The organism is Vagococcus bubulae (assembly GCF_003950315.1).
Taxonomy (GTDB): Bacteria; Bacillota; Bacilli; order Lactobacillales; family Vagococcaceae; genus Vagococcus; species Vagococcus bubulae.
Window position 1 is genome coordinate 24,172 of the sequence record NZ_NGJT01000009.1, and the last position, 19,662, is coordinate 43,833.

General features: G+C 32.0%; 21 protein-coding genes and 1 pseudogene. 11 read left to right on the forward strand and 11 right to left on the reverse strand.

Features of this window, described 5'->3' with window-relative positions:
- Window positions 1-200 precede the first annotated feature (200 nt).
- Entirely contained in the window at window positions 201-1,667 is a 1,467-nt protein-coding gene (locus tag CBF36_RS06240; RefSeq protein WP_165865397.1) for a helix-turn-helix domain-containing protein, read from the forward strand.
- Between the two features lie 2 nt (window positions 1,668-1,669).
- Here CBF36_RS06240 and CBF36_RS06245 read toward each other — a convergent pair whose 3' ends face one another.
- Window positions 1,670-2,497, reverse strand: coding sequence for a LysR family transcriptional regulator (locus CBF36_RS06245; RefSeq protein WP_125957558.1), 828 nt, complete (start codon window positions 2,495-2,497; stop codon window positions 1,670-1,672).
- Window positions 2,498-2,605: 108 nt separating this feature from the next.
- On the opposite strand from CBF36_RS06245, the gene CBF36_RS06250 reads away from it, so the two are divergent.
- The gene (locus CBF36_RS06250; protein WP_125957559.1) at window positions 2,606-3,610 is read left to right on the forward strand and encodes a YeiH family protein; all 1,005 of its coding nucleotides are present in this window, start codon (window positions 2,606-2,608) and stop codon (window positions 3,608-3,610) included.
- A 46-nt stretch (window positions 3,611-3,656) separates the two neighbouring features.
- Here the strand turns inward: CBF36_RS06250 and CBF36_RS06255 are convergent, their stop codons facing one another.
- Genes CBF36_RS06255 through CBF36_RS06265 form a run of 4 tightly spaced genes read right to left on the reverse strand, consistent with a single transcriptional unit; the run spans window position 3,657 to window position 5,648 of the window.
- Window positions 3,657-4,202, reverse strand: coding sequence for a cysteine hydrolase family protein (locus tag CBF36_RS06255; RefSeq protein ID WP_125957561.1), 546 nt, complete (start codon window positions 4,200-4,202; stop codon window positions 3,657-3,659).
- 11 nt (window positions 4,203-4,213) lie between these two features.
- Window positions 4,214-4,906, reverse strand: coding sequence for a 5'-methylthioadenosine/adenosylhomocysteine nucleosidase (locus CBF36_RS06260; RefSeq protein ID WP_125957562.1), 693 nt, complete (start codon window positions 4,904-4,906; stop codon window positions 4,214-4,216).
- A 12-nt stretch (window positions 4,907-4,918) separates the two neighbouring features.
- Complete coding sequence (gene macP, locus CBF36_RS12260; protein WP_165865399.1) at window positions 4,919-5,089, reverse strand: cell wall synthase accessory phosphoprotein MacP; 171 nt, start codon at window positions 5,087-5,089, stop codon at window positions 4,919-4,921.
- A gap of 10 nt (window positions 5,090-5,099) precedes the next feature.
- A complete protein-coding gene (locus tag CBF36_RS06265) occupies window positions 5,100-5,648 on the reverse strand; it encodes an NUDIX hydrolase (protein WP_125957564.1) in 549 nt (182 codons plus the stop codon).
- 183 nt (window positions 5,649-5,831) lie between these two features.
- Here CBF36_RS06265 and CBF36_RS06270 point away from each other — a divergent pair, with 183 nt between their 5' ends.
- Together CBF36_RS06270 and CBF36_RS06275 are read left to right on the forward strand one after the other, a co-directional pair.
- Entirely contained in the window at window positions 5,832-6,503 is a 672-nt protein-coding gene (locus CBF36_RS06270; protein WP_125957565.1) for a 5-bromo-4-chloroindolyl phosphate hydrolysis family protein, read from the forward strand.
- A 149-nt stretch (window positions 6,504-6,652) separates the two neighbouring features.
- Window positions 6,653-7,696: pseudogene (locus CBF36_RS06275) on the forward strand (toxic anion resistance protein); the annotation flags it as partial.
- A gap of 43 nt (window positions 7,697-7,739) precedes the next feature.
- Here the strand turns inward: CBF36_RS06275 and CBF36_RS06280 are convergent.
- Both CBF36_RS06280 and lspA read right to left on the reverse strand, forming a co-directional pair.
- Window positions 7,740-8,186: a Fur family transcriptional regulator gene (locus CBF36_RS06280; protein ID WP_125957569.1), complete on the reverse strand. Its 447-nt coding sequence runs from the start codon at window positions 8,184-8,186 to the stop codon at window positions 7,740-7,742.
- 66 nt (window positions 8,187-8,252) lie between these two features.
- Window positions 8,253-8,708 carry a signal peptidase II gene (gene lspA, locus CBF36_RS06285; protein WP_125957571.1) on the reverse strand — a complete coding sequence of 152 codons (456 nt, stop codon included), beginning with the start codon at window positions 8,706-8,708 and terminating at the stop codon, window positions 8,253-8,255.
- Window positions 8,709-8,900: 192 nt separating this feature from the next.
- Here lspA and CBF36_RS06290 point away from each other — a divergent pair, with 192 nt between their 5' ends.
- Window positions 8,901-9,122, forward strand: a complete 222-nt coding sequence (locus CBF36_RS06290) for a cold-shock protein (protein ID WP_125957572.1) — start codon at window positions 8,901-8,903, stop codon at window positions 9,120-9,122.
- Here the strand turns inward: CBF36_RS06290 and CBF36_RS06295 are convergent.
- Window positions 9,119-9,556 carry an EbsA family protein gene (locus CBF36_RS06295; RefSeq protein ID WP_125957574.1) on the reverse strand — a complete coding sequence of 146 codons (438 nt, stop codon included), beginning with the start codon at window positions 9,554-9,556 and terminating at the stop codon, window positions 9,119-9,121. The two genes, CBF36_RS06290 and CBF36_RS06295, sit on opposite strands and share 4 nt — an antisense overlap.
- A gap of 84 nt (window positions 9,557-9,640) precedes the next feature.
- Between CBF36_RS06295 and CBF36_RS06300 the strand changes: the two genes are divergently transcribed.
- From CBF36_RS06300 to ald, 6 genes are all read left to right on the forward strand, one after another.
- Window positions 9,641-10,060: a reverse transcriptase-like protein gene (locus CBF36_RS06300; protein WP_165865400.1), complete on the forward strand. Its 420-nt coding sequence runs from the start codon at window positions 9,641-9,643 to the stop codon at window positions 10,058-10,060.
- A 67-nt stretch (window positions 10,061-10,127) separates the two neighbouring features.
- The gene (cls, locus tag CBF36_RS06305) at window positions 10,128-11,567 is read left to right on the forward strand and encodes a cardiolipin synthase (RefSeq protein WP_125957577.1); all 1,440 of its coding nucleotides are present in this window, start codon (window positions 10,128-10,130) and stop codon (window positions 11,565-11,567) included.
- A gap of 198 nt (window positions 11,568-11,765) precedes the next feature.
- Window positions 11,766-13,169, forward strand: a complete 1,404-nt coding sequence (locus CBF36_RS06310) for a TrkH family potassium uptake protein (RefSeq protein WP_125957579.1) — start codon at window positions 11,766-11,768, stop codon at window positions 13,167-13,169.
- Window positions 13,170-13,309: 140 nt separating this feature from the next.
- Entirely contained in the window at window positions 13,310-14,653 is a 1,344-nt protein-coding gene (locus CBF36_RS06315; RefSeq protein WP_125957581.1) for a Mur ligase family protein, read from the forward strand.
- A gap of 1 nt (window position 14,654) precedes the next feature.
- Window positions 14,655-15,341, forward strand: coding sequence for a type 1 glutamine amidotransferase (locus tag CBF36_RS06320; protein WP_125957582.1), 687 nt, complete (start codon window positions 14,655-14,657; stop codon window positions 15,339-15,341).
- 126 nt (window positions 15,342-15,467) lie between these two features.
- The gene (gene ald / locus CBF36_RS06325; protein WP_125957584.1) at window positions 15,468-16,586 is read left to right on the forward strand and encodes an alanine dehydrogenase; all 1,119 of its coding nucleotides are present in this window, start codon (window positions 15,468-15,470) and stop codon (window positions 16,584-16,586) included.
- A gap of 47 nt (window positions 16,587-16,633) precedes the next feature.
- On the opposite strand, the gene manA is transcribed toward ald, so the two are convergent.
- The 3 genes from manA to CBF36_RS06340 form a co-directional block, all read right to left on the reverse strand.
- Window positions 16,634-17,596 (reverse strand): mannose-6-phosphate isomerase, class I, encoded by a 963-nt coding sequence (gene manA / locus CBF36_RS06330; RefSeq protein ID WP_125957585.1) that lies wholly within the window; start codon window positions 17,594-17,596, stop codon window positions 16,634-16,636.
- 51 nt (window positions 17,597-17,647) lie between these two features.
- A complete protein-coding gene (locus CBF36_RS06335) occupies window positions 17,648-18,670 on the reverse strand; it encodes a serine hydrolase domain-containing protein (RefSeq protein ID WP_125957587.1) in 1,023 nt (340 codons plus the stop codon).
- A 73-nt stretch (window positions 18,671-18,743) separates the two neighbouring features.
- Window positions 18,744-19,628 (reverse strand): VOC family protein, encoded by an 885-nt coding sequence (locus tag CBF36_RS06340; RefSeq protein ID WP_165865401.1) that lies wholly within the window; start codon window positions 19,626-19,628, stop codon window positions 18,744-18,746.
- Window positions 19,629-19,662 lie beyond the last annotated feature (34 nt).

The following is a 19,662-nucleotide window of genomic DNA, read 5'->3' on the forward strand; positions in this document are numbered from 1 at the left end:
ATTTCTCCACTATCTTTATGGCAACGATAGTATATCGCGTAATTCATACTTAACTTAGAACACAAAATGAAAAAAAAACTAAAAAACTTTGATTTTATTAACCTAAAATCTCTTTTTATACGAATTGTCTTTTTTTATAAAACGGATTATACTTGGTTTATTAGTATGTCTGATTTATTTTCTCGAAAGGAATGAAATCATTGATTGATTTATTACTTGAACCCAAAATAAAAATGACTATTTCTGTCATTAACATCATTTATAATCATTATGATTGGACACAAACATCCTATATTTCTAAAGAATTGAATATCTCTGAAAGAACAGTCCAACATTATATAAAAGATATTTTAGAAATAAAACAAGAATATGATTTAACTACAAATAACCAACTTTCTATTGATTACCTAAAAATTAAAGGCATTAAAATTACTGATTACTCAAATGACTTTGAAGATTTCAAAAAATTTGTTGTTCAAAGTAGCCAAACCATGACTCTATTAAATGACATCATTAACCAACACATCCTCTCAGTAACCAACTATTGCCAAGTACATTTTTTAAGTGAAACCACTGTTAGAAAAAATATCAAACGAATTAGAGAAACCTGCCATGTTTATGGAATTGACTTGGTTCATTTAAAATTAGTTGGGGATGAACGTAAAATCAGGTATTTTATTGCTCTATTTGATACGATGATCAGCCGAAACACTTATTTTTTACTTGATGGGATAAATTACGAGGAGTTAAATCAACACTTTGATGATTTTTTAGAAAAAGCTAATTTTCAAATATCAGATGTTAAAAAAGAAAAAACTCTAAATATTTTTTTAATTCATTTGCAACGAATTAGTTTTAATCAACTCATTATTATTAGTGATAAATTCAATCGTTTTCTAGTTTCTCATCCTATCTATCCCTATGTTGAAGAATTATTTCATCACTATTATGTTTTTAATCAAAAAGAAATCGCTTATTTTTTCTATATCATGACACTTGATGAAGAGTTGAATAGAAAACAAGATACTAATCTGGTCTACAATTTTTTTAGTGACAATCAATTAGAACTAATGACGATAACTGATTTAATCTTTTGTGACTTATTTCCGTTATTTCGTCCGTTATCTGATGAAGACATTTCATTAATGAAACGAGATATTTTTTATACTAGTTTTGTCACAATGGTATTTAATCAACTAGTATTTGAATATAAATATGGGGTAACGGTTCATTATAATCTTGAACAATACCCACTTATCACCTCAAAATTTACAGATGTCATAAATAAACATTTGATTGACACTGGTTTTATCCCTAGTAGTCAACTTAATATTCTTTTACAACAATATTTTTTTCGCTTTCTTTATTTTGTTGATCCGAAACACTTATATAAAGTCTTATCAATACATATAGAGCCAGCATTTGACTATCTGCATCAAAAGCAAATAAAAGAATATTTGAATTTATATTTCAATCATCAAATAAGCTATCAAGAATCTTACTCAAAAGAGCAGACAGATATTGTCTTAACTCCTTTTCATGAAACGAGTGAACAGTCACTCTACGCAGATACACCAATTATTATGGTAAAATTTCCACTTGATCTAACCTTTCTTCAAAAAGTAGAGACCATCATTAAAGAAAAACAAAAAAAAGACGAAGAATGATTTCATTCTCCGCCTTTTTCTTTTGCGTATTGTTCAATGACTGATTCAATTTCTAATAATACGGGGTGTGTCAGATAATCTTTTTTTAAAAAATAAAATAAACGTTTATAATTCACACCTAGTTCTTGATAGGGCATATGTTTAGGGACTGACACACGTGAAATAATACTTTTCCCAATACCTTTTTCGAGTAATCTCACAATCATTTCATTATTTTTCACACATAAACGTTTTGGTTGAATATTTTCTTGTAAAAAATAGCGCTTGGTATAGTGATAAACACCAGAAATATCTTCCCGACACAACCACAACTCACTTTCAAGATTTCCAGCAATCACTAATTCATCTGAAAGGAATTCTTTTCGGCAAACAGGACCTGTTTCTAATGGTTTTTCAATAAACCCAAAATGCGCACGATGTTGCAGTACATTTTCCAACACTTCTTCTGAATTATGCATTTCCAGTTCGAAATAAACGTGAGGAAACTTCTCAACCAATCGACTCATCAAATCAGGTAAATAATAAATAGAAAAAGTGTTCGACGCGCTAATAACGCATTTAACTGGATTATTCCCCACCTGTTTAATTAATCTCTTAGTTTCTAACCAATCATCTTCTAAATTTAATAGTCTTGTATAAAGGATAGTTGCTTCTTTGGTTGGAGACATCTCTTGTTTTGATTTTCTAATAAACAATTTACAATTTAATTCTTCTTCTAATTGTTTCATCTGGCTAGAAACGGCTGGTTGGGAAATAAATAAATTTTCCGCTGCTTTAGTAAAATTTCTCGTTTCATATGCTTCTTTAAAGGTTAAAAATAATTTAAACATCGTCACACCTACTATTTATTTTTATAATAGTTAATATTCTAACTATTTATTTTTAAAATGTAAACTAAACCAGTATAATCAAATTATGTTAACTTTGGAGGAATGAATATGAAACAATTTAGTCAAACTATCTACCCTGGTCTTTTATTATCCCTAGCAATTGCTAGTTTATCAAAAATCATCGCTATATGGTTGCCTTCTCTAGGAGCTGGAACTATTGCGATTTTATTAGGAATTTTATTAGGTAATCTTTTTTTTAGTCAATCAATTTGGCAAAAAGGAACCAAATTCTCAGAAAAAACATTGCTAGAATTATCCATTGTTCTACTAGGTACAACCGTCACGTTTCAAACTATCGCACAAATTGGAGGATCTGGTATTCTTTTTATTATGTGCCAGATGACGCTAACGATTCTCGCAGCTTATTTTATCGGGAAGAAATTAAAATTTAATCAAACCATGTCACTTCTGATGGCTGGCGGAAATGCTGTCTGTGGTTCATCTGCGATTGGAGCAATTGCACCAGAAATTGGGGCAAAGGATAAAGAAAAAGGACAAATCATTACCTTAGTTAATTTATTAGGTACTGTGATGATGCTGACTCTTCCTATTATTGGTGGTGCCGTTTTTACAGATAACGTGATGGCTAAAAGTGCCTTAATCGGTGGAACGCTTCAATCAGTCGGTCAAGTTATTGCTAGTGCCAATATGGTCAGCTCGCAAGTTGTAGAGATGGCGACTTTATTTAAAATTTTACGGATTATGTTCTTAGTGGTTGTTGTATTTGCTTTTGGAAAAATCGCTAACCAATCAAAAGACAACAACCTAACAATACAAGAAAAGACTAAGAAAAAATTCCCCCTTCCTTGGTATATCATTGGCTTTATCATTTGTTGCGTTTTAAATAGTGTCATTCATTTTCCAACTATATTAAGCCAAACAACGCACTCAATTAGTGGCTGGTTTGAAATTACTGCTTTAGCAGCTATTGGATTACGGATTAACGCAAAAGAATTTTTAAAAGAAGGCCCTCGATTTTTAGCGTATGCTGGAAGTGTGGGGATTGTTCAAACGATTGTTGCGATTACTTTAATAAAATTATTATCCAGTTAACAAATAAAAAGCAAGCCCTAGAATCAATAGGAACTTGCTTTTTATTTTAAATGATTGTTGCGCCAAGCGTATTTTTAAAATGGCCTAAAGCCCATTTATGTCCAACTGGATCAAAACTTTGGACAGCTTTTTCATGAATCACAATATTGTATCCTAAATTATAAGCATCGATAGCGGTATGTAACACACAAATATCTGTACACACCCCTACTAAGTGAACTGTATCGATTTTTCTTTCTCTTAATCGAACATCTAAATCTGTGCCACTAAAGGCTGAATAGTGACGTTTATCTATCCAATACACCGTATCTTTTTCCTTATTTTTTTGATACACATCATTTAATCCTTGATACAATTCTCTTCCTTTTGTTCCAATAATATTATGAGGAGGAAATAAATTATTCTCTGGATGATACTTATCTGTGTCATCATGACAATCAATAGCAAAAACAACATAATTTCCATCGTCAATAAATTGGTTAGTTAAACGGATCATCTCTGTTTCAATGGCTTGACCAAATTCACCAGTTGTTAATTTTCCATCACTTGCAACAAAATCATTTGTATAATCTATTGATATTAAAGCTTCCATGTCCTCACTCCTTAGTTTAGTTGTTTCACTAATTCAACGACCATTTCAGCAGATTTTTTTCCTGCTTCAACAATAAATTCATCAAAATTTACACTAGCATTTTCATCGCCCACATCACTAATCGCACGAATCACAACAAACGGGCACTTATATTGATGCGCCACTTGAGCAATCGCCGCGCCTTCCATTTCATTAGCTAAAACATCAGGAAAATGTTTTTTTATATGGGCTATTTGTTCTTGACTATGTACAAACGTATCCCCTGAAACAATCAACCCGATGCGTGTCGCTAATTGATTATCTACTGCTGCTTTTGTGGCTGCAATAATGAGCTGATTGCTTGCTTCATAAAATAATGGCATTTGTGGCATTTGTCCATATTCATAACCAAATGCTGTAACGTCTGAATCAAAATAAGCTAATTTATCAGAAATGACAACATCTCCAATTGATAATCCTTTACCAATACCACCAGCAGAGCCTGAATTAATTAAACAATCAACATGATAATGACTAATTAGTAATGTCGCTGTTAATCCAGCTAAAACTTTACCAATACCTGATTGTGTCACTACGACATCATGCGTTCCAATAGTCCCTGAATAAAATGATACACCTGCTTCATGCCATTCTTTTTTATTTTCTAGTTGATTTTTTAATAACACAACTTCTTGTTCCATTGCACCAATAATTCCAATTTTCATACACAAACTCCCTTATAATTTAAAAATAGCATACAACATAATGACTAATAATATGACGATAATCACAATCGCACGATTTAACCATGCATTGCGTTGTTCATTTTTATTATGCTCTCTTACACGACTTCTTGTTAAAATTTGTTGTGACGTTGTTTCTGATTTCTTTTGTTTTTCTTTCGACATGATAAACTCCTTATTTCATTTGCATTTCCCATAATAGAATAGCATATAATGTCTTGGCATCACAAATTGTACCAAGACGAATGTGTTCTTTTACTTCCTCTAAAGATAACTCCACGATATCCAAAAATTCATCCTCATCTCTTGGTAAAGGGTTTTGAACTTTTTTTAATCCATGTGCTTGAAATAACACCATTCTTTCATTGCAAAAACCTGGAGATGTGACAAAATCTGCCACTTCTACCATTGAATCGCATTGATAAAAGGTTTCTTCTTCTAATTCACGTTTAGCTGTTTCTAGAGGGTTATCTTCATGTGCTTCAATTTTCCCTGCTGGTATTTCTAAAATACTTTTTTCTATTGCTTTACGAAACTGTTTAACTAAAACAAGACGATTCATCGGTGTTATCGCTAAAATTCCAACTGCTCCATTATGAAAAACTAATTCACGTTTAGATTTTTTCCCATTAGGTAATTCAACAGTATCAACGCAAACATCAATAACTGCCCCTTTGAATATGTCTTTTCTTTCGAGCGTTTCTTCATTAAATTTATCTTTCATTCATGTCTGCTCCTTGTCATTTAGCTTATTTATGTTTATGATACCTTTAAAGAGACGTTATTTCAACAAAACTCACTGTATCCTTATACTTATTTATAAATCAAACTTAGGACTGATAATGTTTTTAGTTCCTTATGCTAAACTAGTACTATACAAAAAATACTTGAAAAGAGGAGTGACAAAATGAAGAGAAGGAAATACACAATCGTCGGCGTTATCGGTTTTTTAATAGGAATGTTCGTTTTGACGGAGATTGATGAAAATCTTGGTGCCGTATTTATCTTGCTTGCTATTGGTTGGATAGTTTATCGAAAGGTTTCTAAACGAAAAAGCAAAGAGGTCGTTCCTGAATTAACTAAAGAAAAACAAGAACATTATCATGAAGCTGGCATGTCTGACAAAGAGATTGCTTTTTTTAGAACAACCTTATCAGAAACCAAAGAACAAATTGATCAATTAGAAAAAAACTTCCATAATATTCCAAAGTTAAATGCCATTAACTTGAGATATGACACATTGAAAGTAGCAAAAGCGATGTTCAAAGAAATTGTTAAAGAACCTAAAAAACTTCATTTGGCAGATAAGTTTTTGTATACTCATTTGCCTAACCTAGTTGAAATGACGAATAAATATGCTGAAATTTCTGATCATGAAATCAAAAGTAAAGCAACATATGATACACTAAATAATAGTATTGGTGCAATCGAAAATGTCTCTCGTCTTATCATAGAAGATTATGAAAATTTTGTTTCAGATGATATCGAAGATTTAGAAGTAGAAATTTCAATTGCCAAACAAAATGCTGATAGAGAAGCCTTTAAACACAATATCTCTGATGATCAGGAGGAATTTTAATGTCGGATGAATTAAAAAAAGTAGAACCAGTTGACAATACTTTAGATGATTTACTTAGTAACCCTTTTTCGGAAATAGAACAAACAGAGTTACTAAATCAAGCTGAAAAAAAACAACAAGTAACAAAAGCTCAAGCATCAACAAAAGTGCTTGATAAATTATCAGACGAACGAAAACAACAAGCGCAGGAATTAGCCAATCAAATCGATACAAATGATAGCCAATCCATTTTAAGCTATGGTGTTGCGGCACAACAAAAATTAAGTGAATTTTCACATACCATGTTGAATCATGTTCAAACACAAGATATTGGTCCAATGGGTGATTCTTTAACTGAATTAATGTATCGACTAAACGAAGCAAGTCCTAGTGAACTTGAAGCAAGAGATGGAAATCTTTTTAAACGCATGTTTGGTAAAGTGAAACAATCTATTTATGAAATCACAGCAAAATATCAAAAAATTGGGGCTCAAATCGACAAAATAGCAGTTAAATTAGACCATGAAAAAAATGGCTTGCTAGAAGATAATGCCATGCTTGAGCAACTGTACCACAAAAACAAAGACTACTTTGATGCCTTAAACATCTATATTGCAGCTGGGGAATTAAAAATTGAAGAACTTCAAACAAAAACTATTCCAGAGGCAATCGCACATGCTGAACAAACAGGTGACCAAATGGATACACAAATTGTGAATGATTTAAATCAATTTGTCGATCGTTTAGAAAAAAGAACCTATGACTTAAAATTAGCAAGACAAATTACCATTCAACAAGCTCCACAAATTCGTTTGATTCAAAATACAAATCAAGCTTTAGCTGAAAAAATACAAGCGTCTATTAATACAGCCATTCCTTTGTGGAAAAATCAGGTGGCGATTGCTTTAACTCTTTTAAGACAAAAAGATGCGGTCACAGCTCAGCGTCAAGTTTCTGAAACAACCAATGATTTGCTAGCTAAAAACTCTGAAATGCTAAAAATTTCAGCCATTGAAACAGCAAAAGAAAATGAACGTGGCATTGTCGATATTGAAACCTTACAAAAAACACAAAATGATTTAATTGAAACCATTCAAGAAACACTTAAAATTCAGCAAGAAGGTAAAGAAAAACGTCGCAACGCTGAATTAGAATTATCCATGATGGAAGAAGATTTAAAAAATAAATTACTTGAAATGTCTGGAAGTAAATAGCAAAAAGTCATATTCCCCTTTCATTGAGGAATATGACTTTTTTTTACATCACATCTTCTTCTAATTTTTGGCAATCCGGACAAATGCCATACATTTCTAAACGATGGTCATTTATTTTAAATCCTGTTAATTTTTCAGTAGCCGCTTCAACGTCTCCTAAACCAGGGTAGTTGACATCAACCACTTTTTTACATTTTTCACATATTGCATGGTAATGTTTTTCAGTAGTAAAATCAAATCGACTTGAAGAATCACCATATGCCATTTCAATCACAAAACCAATCTCAGTAAACAATCTTAAATTGTTATAAACAGTCGCCACACTCATATTAGGAAAACGACTTTCCAACTCTTTATAAATATCATCTGCTGTTGGGTGTGTATGACTTTCAATTAGATATTCTAAGATAGCATATCTTTGTGGTGTTATTCTTATATCCGCTGCTTTTAACTTTTCAATCGCTTCGTCAACTAAGTGATTTTTTGACATATAGCATCATCCTCACTATTTATATTAATTCTATTTTACTACTCTTTATTCATTTTCGCAAGATACTCATTTATTAGACGTCTCATCATCAAACAATAAAATATAAATAAATATACAGACTACTCCAACTACTAAACAGATATCCGCCACATTAAAAATTGGAAATTTAATAAACTCTGTTTGGAACATATCTACTACATACCCTTGTCTAAAGCGGTCGATAAAATTACCTATCGTCCCACCAATGACAAAACTTAATCCCACTGTTAGCCATTTATTTTTATATCTGTTTTTATACAATAAATAAGAAAAAATGCATAACGCAATCACTCCCACTAATAGGAAGAACCACATATGTCCTTCAAATATACTCCAGGCTCCCCCTTCATTTCTGATATGTGTAATGGACAAAATAGGGTTAGTCATCGTTGTGTCATACAAATCTAAATTTTGTACTACCATAAATTTGGTTAATTGATCTAAAATAATACTTCCAATAATAATTAAAACATATAGAAACATTGAGTCATCTCCCTCATAGATAATTGATATCTTAAAATCTACTTAAATAATAAATATAGTATATAACATTTTTTTGAAAGAACAAACTTTATTTCTAGACGCTTTCACATAAGTTTTTTGTTATTTGACGAATATTCGTTCTAAACGTATAATAATCAATATGAGATAAGAAAAAACCTGGAGGAATGTGAAATGAAACAAGGTTTAGTGAAATGGTTTGATGTAAAAAAGGGATATGGATTCATTATTTACGACCAAGATGAGGAAATCTTTGTTCATTTTACTGCAATAGAACAGGATGGGTTTAAAACACTTTTTGAAGGGCAACATGTTATATTTGATATAAAAGAAGGCGCACGCGGCTTACAAGCATCCAATGTGTCTGTAATAGAAGAAGAAAAAAGAGTTGATTAATCATCAACTCCTTTTTTATGTCCATTTATCATGCAAGATAGATAGCTTGATTCTTCTAAATGATGAATAAAATGTGTTTTAGATGATGGAAGCATTAAATAAGACCGCTCATGATGAGTTGTTACTAATGTAAACCCATATTTACCAACGAGTACTTTTTTGATTTTATTGATATCTATTGTGTATTCATTCTTTTTTAATACAGCATTCACTTTAATCTGATCCTGAGTCAATATTAGCTTTCGCCTTGTTCCTAAATAGAAAAAAAACAAAAAAATAAGAAACGTGACAATACTAAATAGATTAATACGTCCTTGCTCTTCTAGTAAACCTATCATACTGGCAAAAAATAAGACAAAGGTCAACGACCAATAGATTACTGTATCAGCTAATATTGGTTGATATCTATATATGTGAATCTTATTCTCACTCATCACTAACCTCCGTTGCAATCACTCTACTCTAAGATATAATCTTAACACAATATATACGAATAAAAAAATGAAATGAGGAATTTTATGATAAAAATTAACACTGATGCTTCAACCCATCCTAAACATAAAGTAAGTGTTGGCTGCTTTATTATAAAAAAAGAAGATCAGACAATCGTCGAAACGTTTCCCTTAGATGCAACAGATAACCATGTAGCAGAATTCCAAACGATGATTCTAGCTTTAGAATACTGCCTACAAAACAATTGGCAAAAAGACTTAATTTTTATTTATTCTGATAGTAGTATTGTGGTTAAATCTTTTCATAAACGTTATGTAAAAAAAGATGTCTTTCTACCTCTATTATCAAAATTGCTTGTTTTAAGTCAAGAGTTTAGCGATTTAACAATTGAATGGATTCCACAAGAATCAAATAAAATGGCTGATCACCATGCTAAACAAGAACTAAAAAAAGAATTAAAACGTCAAAAAAAGAGTCCTAAATGATAAATAATTAACTAGGTATATCACTATTTTTTTGCTAAAATAAGGTATTAAAGAAAGGGGGATATTAATGAGTGTCCTTTTAATTATTTTATATTTAATCAACCTGCTATTTGCTCTGTTTTTGATATTTTATAGAGAGCGTGATACAAGTGTTACTTGGGCTTGGTTATTAGTGTTTATGTTTATTCCTTTTTTAGGATTTATTTTATATTTATTTTTCGGTCTAGGTTTGAGCAAAAAAGAACGGTATGAAATTAAAAATCAAATTACAATGGATTTTAGTTCACTAGATGATATTTACGATCCCACATTGCAATTATATGATGATACACCTACTGACCATGAACACGCACAACTTGCCTACTTTATGTCAAACTTAAATCATACTCCTTTAACGCATCATAACAATGTCACCATATTAACAGATGGAGAGAAAAAATTAGAATCATTATTAAATGATATTAAACACGCTAAAAAGTTTATCCATATTGAATATTATGCATTTGTGACAGATAAAACGGGGATGAGAGTGGTTGATCTCTTAACTGAAAAGGCAAAAGAAGGGGTAGAAGTTTGCCTGTTATATGATGAATTAGGTTCTAAAGGAGTTAAGAGAGCGAAGTTTTCTAAATTAATTGAAGCTGGTGGGCAAATTCAAACATTTGTTACAAGTGAAAAAGCGATTTTAAAATTCCGTGTCAATTACCATGATCATCGAAAAATTACAGTCGTTGATGGAAAAATTGGTTACGTTGGAGGGTTTAATATTGCGGATCAATATGTTGAAACAACCAAAAAATTTGGCTATTGGCGTGATACTCATCTTAGAATTGACGGTCCTGCTACCTCTATCTTAGAATTACGCTTTTTATCTGATTGGAATGTTTCCGTTCCTAATGATAAAAAACTTATTGGAAAACTGGATTATTTATATCATGAAAAACCAAATGAAAAAGCCACAACTGATATTCAAATTATTGCTAGTGGGCCACATGACGAGAAACAACAAATTAAATTAGCTTTTACAAAACTTATCACCAGTGCTAAAAAACGAATTTGGATTCAAACACCATACTTTATACCAGATGACACCATTCTTGATGCATTAAAAATTGCGAAACAATCTGGTGTAGATGTTCGAATTATGATTCCGAATAAACCAGATCACCCTTTTATCTATCGCGCAACACAGTATTTCGCCCAAGTTGTGATGAAATACGATGTGGATGTCTTCATTTATGAAGGTGGATTTCTTCACTCTAAGGTCCTAATTATGGATGATGATGTCAGTATCGTGGGTTCTGCAAATCAAGATATTCGAAGTTATAAATTAAACTTTGAAGCAAGTGCTGTTATGTATGATCAATCGATCAATCACAAGTTATCTCATTATTTCACTGAAGATTTAAAAATATCTAAAAAAATGACACAGCAAATGGTTGACGATATGTCTATTTGGTTAAAATTCAAACAAAAAACCGCAAGATTATTTTCACCTATTATGTAATAAAAGAAGTCGTAAAGAGAAAAATACTCTCTTTATGACTTCTTTTTATTGCGGTCATTGTGCTAAAGTTTTTTTCTTTCAACTCAATTTTTCGTTATGCCGTACTGTACAAAATTAGGTGCTTTTTTGTTAAGACTAGTTTAATAATACAGAAGTTGTTATACTAGTTGGGACATGACAAGATAAGGAGGAAACAGTATGCCTCGTTTAGAGTTTTCTTATATGAAGCTAAGACATTCAGGTACTAGATACATTAACCAGCACTTTTCAAGCATACAAATTATTTTTATTTATTATGTTCTTATGACCGCTGCTGCTTATTTTTTACTTAACATGCCCTATTTTCATCAAAATGGCGCTGAATACTCAACATTTGATATGATTTTTATGGCAATTAGTACCATTAGTGTCACTGGATTAACAACATTTAACATCAATGAAGTGTTTAATCAACGAGGGATTATTTTACTTGAAGTCCTTTTTCAAATCGGTGGCTTTGGTATTATGATGGTTTCCACTTTTTTCTTTATCTTATCAAAGAAAAAAATTTCTCTAAAGCGTCGACAACTAATCATGACTGATATGAATTCACCAAAGCTTAGTGGCAGTATTCGATTAATTAAAAATACGATGCTTACCCTATTAGTGATACAGTTAATTTTTGGTTTTGTCTTTGCCACACATTTCTATTTTGCAGAGCATCATCTCGATTTAGTGGACTCGTTATTTCATGGATTTTATCAATCCATCTCTGCCGTCACAAACTCTGGTTTTGATGTAACGGGGGAATCCGTCACACCTTATAAAAATGATTTCTTCTTTTTACCTATTTTGATGTTACTCATCATGATTGGAGGAATTGGGTTTCCTGTCTTGATGGAAGTAAAAGAATGGCTGTTTTATAAACAAAAAAAACATGGACTGCCCTTTCGCTTTTCATTATTCAGCCGATTAGCCATTAGCATTTACCTTGTATTATTCGTTGTTGGAACAATTTTAATCTATTTATTAGAAAAAAATCACCTATTTATAGATATGAGCGAGTCACAAAAATGGCTGACTTCCATGTTTTATTCCACAACAACACGAAATGCCGGGTTGCAGTTAAATAATCTAAATGATTTTCAAACACCTACCCTACTACTTTTTTCTATGTTGATGTTTATTGGATGTAGTCCCAGTTCTGTTGGTGGTGGGGTACGAACAACAACTGTCGCTATTTTAGGTTTATATATGTATAGTTTTATCAAAGGGCAAGAAAACGTAACAGTGTTCAACAGGCGAATTGACCGAACAGATATAAAAAAAGCCATTGTTGTGTTTAATTTATCAGCATTCATGTGCTTTTTATCCATTATGATTCTCACTATTACTGAAAATGAATCAATGATTGCGTTAATCGTAGAAGTCGCTTCTGCCTTTGGAACAACGGGGCTATCATTAGGAATTACCTCTTCCCTTTCTCCTATTGGTAAAATTGTCATTGCGATTTTAATGTTTGTTGGTCGTATCGGAATGCTTTATACCTTAATGATTTTTATTCCAAAAGAAAAACATGACCGTGGCTATGTTTATCCAACTGAAAAAATTATCATTGGTTAATTAAACTACTTAGGACATATTTTTTTATGTTCTAAGTAGTTTTTGTTATCTTATAATAGAATCTTATGCATTTTTTTAATCTCTCAATTCTTATTTTATGGTATTATGATTAAGTTAATGTATACACAGGAGGAATCTATATGAGTTTTAAAAGTGGATTAGCGACAACAGTTGGTAAATCTTCACAATGGCTATTAAAAACTTTTTTTAAAGGTGGCAGTAGTCTACCTGGTAAATTAGCTTTAAAAATAGATCCAACAATCCTTTCAAGTCTAGCAAAAGATTATGATGTGATTGTTGTGACAGGAACAAATGGTAAAACGTTAACAACTGCTTTAACCGTTAATATTTTAAAAGAAGAATTTGATTCAGTTGTCACCAATACAACAGGTGCCAACATGCTTCAAGGAATTGTTTCGACATTTCTTCAAGGTAAGAAAAACAAACAAGGTAAAAATGTGGCTGTCTTAGAAATTGATGAAGCCAGTTTAAATAAAGTAACAGAATTTTTAACCCCTGAATTATTTTTATTTACTAATATTTTCCGCGATCAAATGGATCGATATGGCGAAATCTATACAACGTACCAATTAATTGTTGATGGGGCTAAAAAAGCACCAACTGCACCTATTCTAATGAATGGGGATTTACCTATCTTTAACTCAATCGATACTGTAAATCCAAGAGAATATTACGGATTTAATCATGCTGATGATGAAGAACAGATGGCTCATTATAATACTGATGGTGTTCTGTGTCCTCATTGTCACCACATTCTTCACTATAACATGATTACTTACAGTAACTTGGGCGATTACTATTGCCCAAACTGTGACTTTAAACGCCCTGATCTTAATGTTTCCTTAACTGATATTAAGCACATGACTAATGTTTCTTCTACTTTTACTATTGATGAACACGATTATCAAATTGAAGTAGGTGGAATGTATAATATTTATAATGCTCTAGCAGCCACTGCTGTTGCTAAACATTATCATATTGCACCTGATAAAATTAGAAAAGGTTTAGCCTATGATGAAAAAGTGTTTGGCCGACAAGAAGTCATTGAAATTGGCGATAAACAATGTACTCTTGTTTTAGTAAAAAACCCTGTTGGACTAAATCAAGTCATTGAAACAATGAAGCTCTCACCCTATCCATTCTCTTTAGCGGCACTTTTAAATGCAAACTATGCTGATGGGATTGATGTTAGTTGGATTTGGGATAGCCAGTTAGAAGAACTTGGTGAGTTATCTATTCCAAAAGTCATCTCTGGTGGAGAGCGACATGAAGATATGTCACTTAGACTTAAAGTCGCAGGAATACAGGAAGATAACTTGATTGAAACCTCTTCACTAAATCAAGTGATTGAAGAAATCAAAACATCTCCTACTGAACACGTTTATATTTTAGCCACTTACACTGCTGTATTGGGCTTAAGAAAAGAATTAATTCAACAAGGATTTATTAAGGAGGATGCCTAATATGTCAGACTATCAATTAAACTTTTGCCATCTGTATGGAAATTTACTTAATACGTATGGTGATAATGGTAACCTACTTTTACTAAATTACTACGCAAAAAAATTAGGTATTTCGATTGAAACAGAAATTATCAGTGTCTTTGAAGACTTTGATGATACAAAATATGATTTCGTTTTTTTTGGCGGAGGACAAGATTACGAACAAAAAATTGTGTCTGAAGACATCCAATCAAAAAAAGACTCTATCACTCGATATATTGACAATAATGGTGTCATGCTAGCGATTTGCGGTGGCTTCCAACTACTTGGTGAATATTATATTGGAGCTGATGGTGAGAAAATTAACGGTATTTCTGCCCTACCTCACTATACGTTAAGTCAAGATAACAACCGCTTTATTGGAGACGTTGAAATTTACAACGAAGAATTTAACGAGACATACTATGGTTTTGAAAACCACAATGGCATCACGTTTTTAGGTGAAGGAGAAAAACCGTTAGGAACCGTTGTAAAAGGTTATGGAAATAATGGCAAAGATAAAACAGAGGGTGTTATTTATAAAAATGTCATGGGGTCATACTTCCATGGTCCACTACTAGCAAAAAACAAACAATTAGCACTTAGAATACTTAATATGGCTATGAAAAGAAAATATGAAACAACGTTTTCTTTAGAAGATTTAGGTTAGAACACAAGACTACACTTGTGTTCTTTTTTTTTACAAACAGTATATTATTAGCATTTCGTCAACATATTATGTATAATAGTGTTGTTATAATCTTTATAGATTATGAAAGAATAGGAGTGAAAAAAATTGAAAATAGGCGTACCAAAAGAAATTAAGAACAATGAAAATCGCGTTGCTTTGACTCCTCCATTTGTCAAAATTTTAGTGGAGAACTCACATGAAGTACTCGTAGAAACTCAAGCTGGAGTTGGTGCTGGATTTGAAGACAGTGCATATGAAGAAATGGGTGCAACCATCGTTCAAAATCAAGAAGACGCATGGGATGTTGATATGGTCCTAAAAGTAAAAGAACCATTAGCATCTGAATATCATTTATTCAAACCTAATCAAATTTTATTTACATATCTTCATTTAGCCCCTAATAAAGAATTAACTGATGCGTTATTAGAAAATAAAGTAACAGCTATTGCTTATGAATCAGTTCGTTTACCTGATGGTTCATTGCCTTTATTAACACCAATGTCAGAGATTGCTGGTCGTATGGCGCCTCAAACTGGTGCATACTTTTTACAATCTATTAATCAAGGTTCAGGTGTTTTATTATCTTCTGTTCCAGGCGTTGAAAAAGGTCAAGTTGTCATTATCGGTGGTGGTGTTGCAGGAATGAACGCTGCTAGAATAGCCATTGGTTTAGGTGCTAAAGTTAGAATTTTAGATATTAACCCTAAACGTTTAGCACAATTAGAAGATATTTTTGGAAATGATATTGAAACAGTGATTTCTAACTCTCATAACATTGAAAAATCAGTTAAAATAGCTGACCTAGTTATCGGAGCTGTACTCATTCCAGGTCGTAGAGCACCAAAATTAGTGACTGAAGATATGATTAAACAAATGAAACCAGGTTCTGTTGTCCTTGATATTGCGATTGACCAAGGTGGTATCTTTGAAACAACTGATCATGTCACAAGTCATGATAAACCAACTTATATTAAACATGGTGTTGTTCATTATGCTGTTGCAAATATGCCTGGTGCAGTAGCTCGTACCTCAACACTTGCTCTTACAAACAACACATTACCATATGTTGTCAAATTAGCTAATCAATCATTAAAAGAAATTGTTGAAAACGATGAAGCGTTAAGAAATGGATTTAACACGTATAATGGTAGTTTAAATTCAGAAGTAATTGCTGAAGATCAAAATCGTTTAGAAGATTATAAACCGATCACAGAATTATTATAATGAAACCAAAGACATCATGTTTGAAAATCAACATGATGTCTTTTTTATTATCTATTCTTTTTTCCAGGCTCTGATGCAATGATATCCATATCACCTTCTAATACCCATGAATCAATGCCATTTGGGATAATAAAATGCATCCCCTTAGAAAGCTCATATGACTGATTATCATCAATTTTTAAATAACCAAACCCTTCAATAACACTCACTAATGTGTATGGTGCGTGAGATTTAACCTCTAATATTCCATTGACATTCCACTCAAATACATCAAAATAATCTGATTCAATAAATGTTGTCACACTTGATTGATTGTCATTTAATTGTGTGATTTCTAGTTTAGGGTCAACATGAGGAACAGTCGTCACATCTAGTGATTGTTGAATATGTAATTCGCGTGTGTTTCCATTATCGTCTGTTCTATCATAATCATATACACGATAAGTTGTATCACTACTTTGTTGCGTTTCTAAAATCATAATTCCACTACCAATGGCATGAATTGTCCCACTAGGAACATAGAAAAAATCACCTTTTTTAACAGGTATTCGTCTCAATAATTGATCCCACTCACCAGAGTCTATCATTTTTTTTAATTCTTCTTTTGATTTAGCATGATGACCATAAATGATTTCTGCTCCAGGTTCTGCGCTAATGATATACCAACATTCTGTTTTTCCTAATTCTCCCTCATGACTTAACCCATAAAAATCATCAGGATGGACTTGAACAGATAAGTCATCTTCAGCATCTAAAATTTTAGTCAATAATGGAAATACCTCTTCTTTTGGATTACCAAAAAGTTCCGGATGTTTTTTCCATAAATCATTTAACTTTTCTCCCTTGAACTCCCCATTTTCAACCGTACAAACACCATGAGGATGTGCACTAATTGCCCAACATTCTCCTATTGTTTTACTAGTTAATTCATAACCAAACTCAGTGGATAATTTTTCTCCACCCCAAATTTTTTCTTGGAATACTGGTTTTAAAAATAATGGCTCTGTCATCTTTTCCCTTCACCTCATCTGTATTGATAAAAATAGTATATCATTTCTTATTTAATTCGTCTGTTCTTTTTGATAAACTTCAATTAATTCATCACGTTTTCTTAAATAGTCTTGTCTATTATCATAAGGATGAACTCGGTTTGATAAAAAAATAAAAGCCTCTTGTTCAATAATATCTATCAACATAAACGTGCCAGTATAACCTGTATGATATAGTATTGGATGTTTTTTTTCTAAATGATACTTTAAATCCCAACCTAGTGAACGAGATAAATCGTTATTCGGTGTAAAATCATTTAATAGTAACATCACTGTCTCTTCTTCTAAAAACGACTCTCTATTTGGTAGTCTTCCTTTATTTAACATCATTTGAACAAACTTAAAGCTATCGTCAATATTACTAAATAGCCCCGCACTACCACAGTGTTCCTTTAATTGATATGCTTTTGGATCATGTACTTCTCCTTTGATTAACCCTCGATTTTTCGTTAACTCCGTTGGCGCACATAAAGAAGTGTTTATTTTACTAAAACCACTATGCATCATATTTAAGGGAATCAAAACTTCCTTTGCAAATATGTCATGCACATTTTTACTATAGATTTCTTCAAGCATAAAGCCTATTAGTAACGTTCCTGTATCTGTATATATTTTTTCTCTACCCATTTTCTTATAATCCACTGGTAACGTTAGCAACGCCTCTTTTAATTCTTCAGCTGATAGCTCATCTCTATTGTCAATGTACCCTGAAATAGCTGAGGTATGTGTTAATAGATGTCTTAACGTCACCTTGTCTTCATGCCATATGGGTAGATACGTGTTAAAAGGCACATCAATATTTAGTTGATTTTGTTCAATTAATTTTAATACGACAGTATTAGTCATCATAACCTTCGTAAGTGATGCCATATCATATAAGGTATCGAATGTAGCTTCTTCTTTAACAGGTAGCAGTTGTTTGTAACCCACACTTCCTCTTAAAATATCACCTTGACTAAAAAACAAATAATTCGCACCTGGAATAATGTGTTCTTTACACAGTGACTCAATAAATTGAATCGTTTTAGAATACATCTTGTCTCCTTATCTATCAAAAAGACTGATAACTTCTAACCAGTATTACCAGTAGAGTTTATCAGCCTTATTGTTATTTTTTATTCTCTTTTTTAAATACGATAAACCACAAATGAATACCGCTTGGATCATATAAACCAATGATTCTCTTGCCTTTATTATAATAAAAATCACAACCAAGTGTTTCGAGATTTTCTTTTAGTAAAAGCAAGTCTTCCATTGTTGGAATATCAAACGTCACATGGTCTACTCCTAAATCAGTATCACGAATGACAGGTGACATCCCATTAGATTGTGATTCATTAATGGCTAGCTGATGATGGTAGTCATTGACTGACAATAAATGAGTTGAACTAAAATCATCATCTTTTATTTTGAATCCTAATTTTTCAGCATAAAATTTATAAACCTTCTCTAAATTAGATACTGATAAGTGAACATGACCTACTTTAGTTTCACCTGGAACTGAAGTGTATTCACCTTCCACTTTGTTTAAACATTTTTGAATGTTTAATTCTTTTGTCACACCATCTATTTTACCATCTACCATTGGCCACTCATCTTTTGGCTTATCCCAACTAAATTCTAAACGATTATTCTCAGGGTCACTAATATAAACCGACTCACAAAAACCATGATCACTTTCGCCTTCAATTGGATAATTCAATAACATGAGATGCTTAATAAAACGAGCTAGGTCATCTCGAGTTGGAAAAACAAACGATGTATGGTTTAATCCTGTCTGAGTGTTTGATCCTTCAACGCCATCTGGTGTTGAAATCAATCCCAGCAATTTTCTTTTCTGACTACCAATACCCAAAATAGCCATATCATTTTCTTCATTAATCAAATCAAACCCAACAACTTGTTGGTAGAAACTCAACATTCTGTCAAAATCTTTTACCTTAATGGCAACAGAAGTTAATTCGGTGTTTGGATTTAATGAAAAGTTAACCATAATATTCATTTCCCCCTAAATTTTCAAATCAATG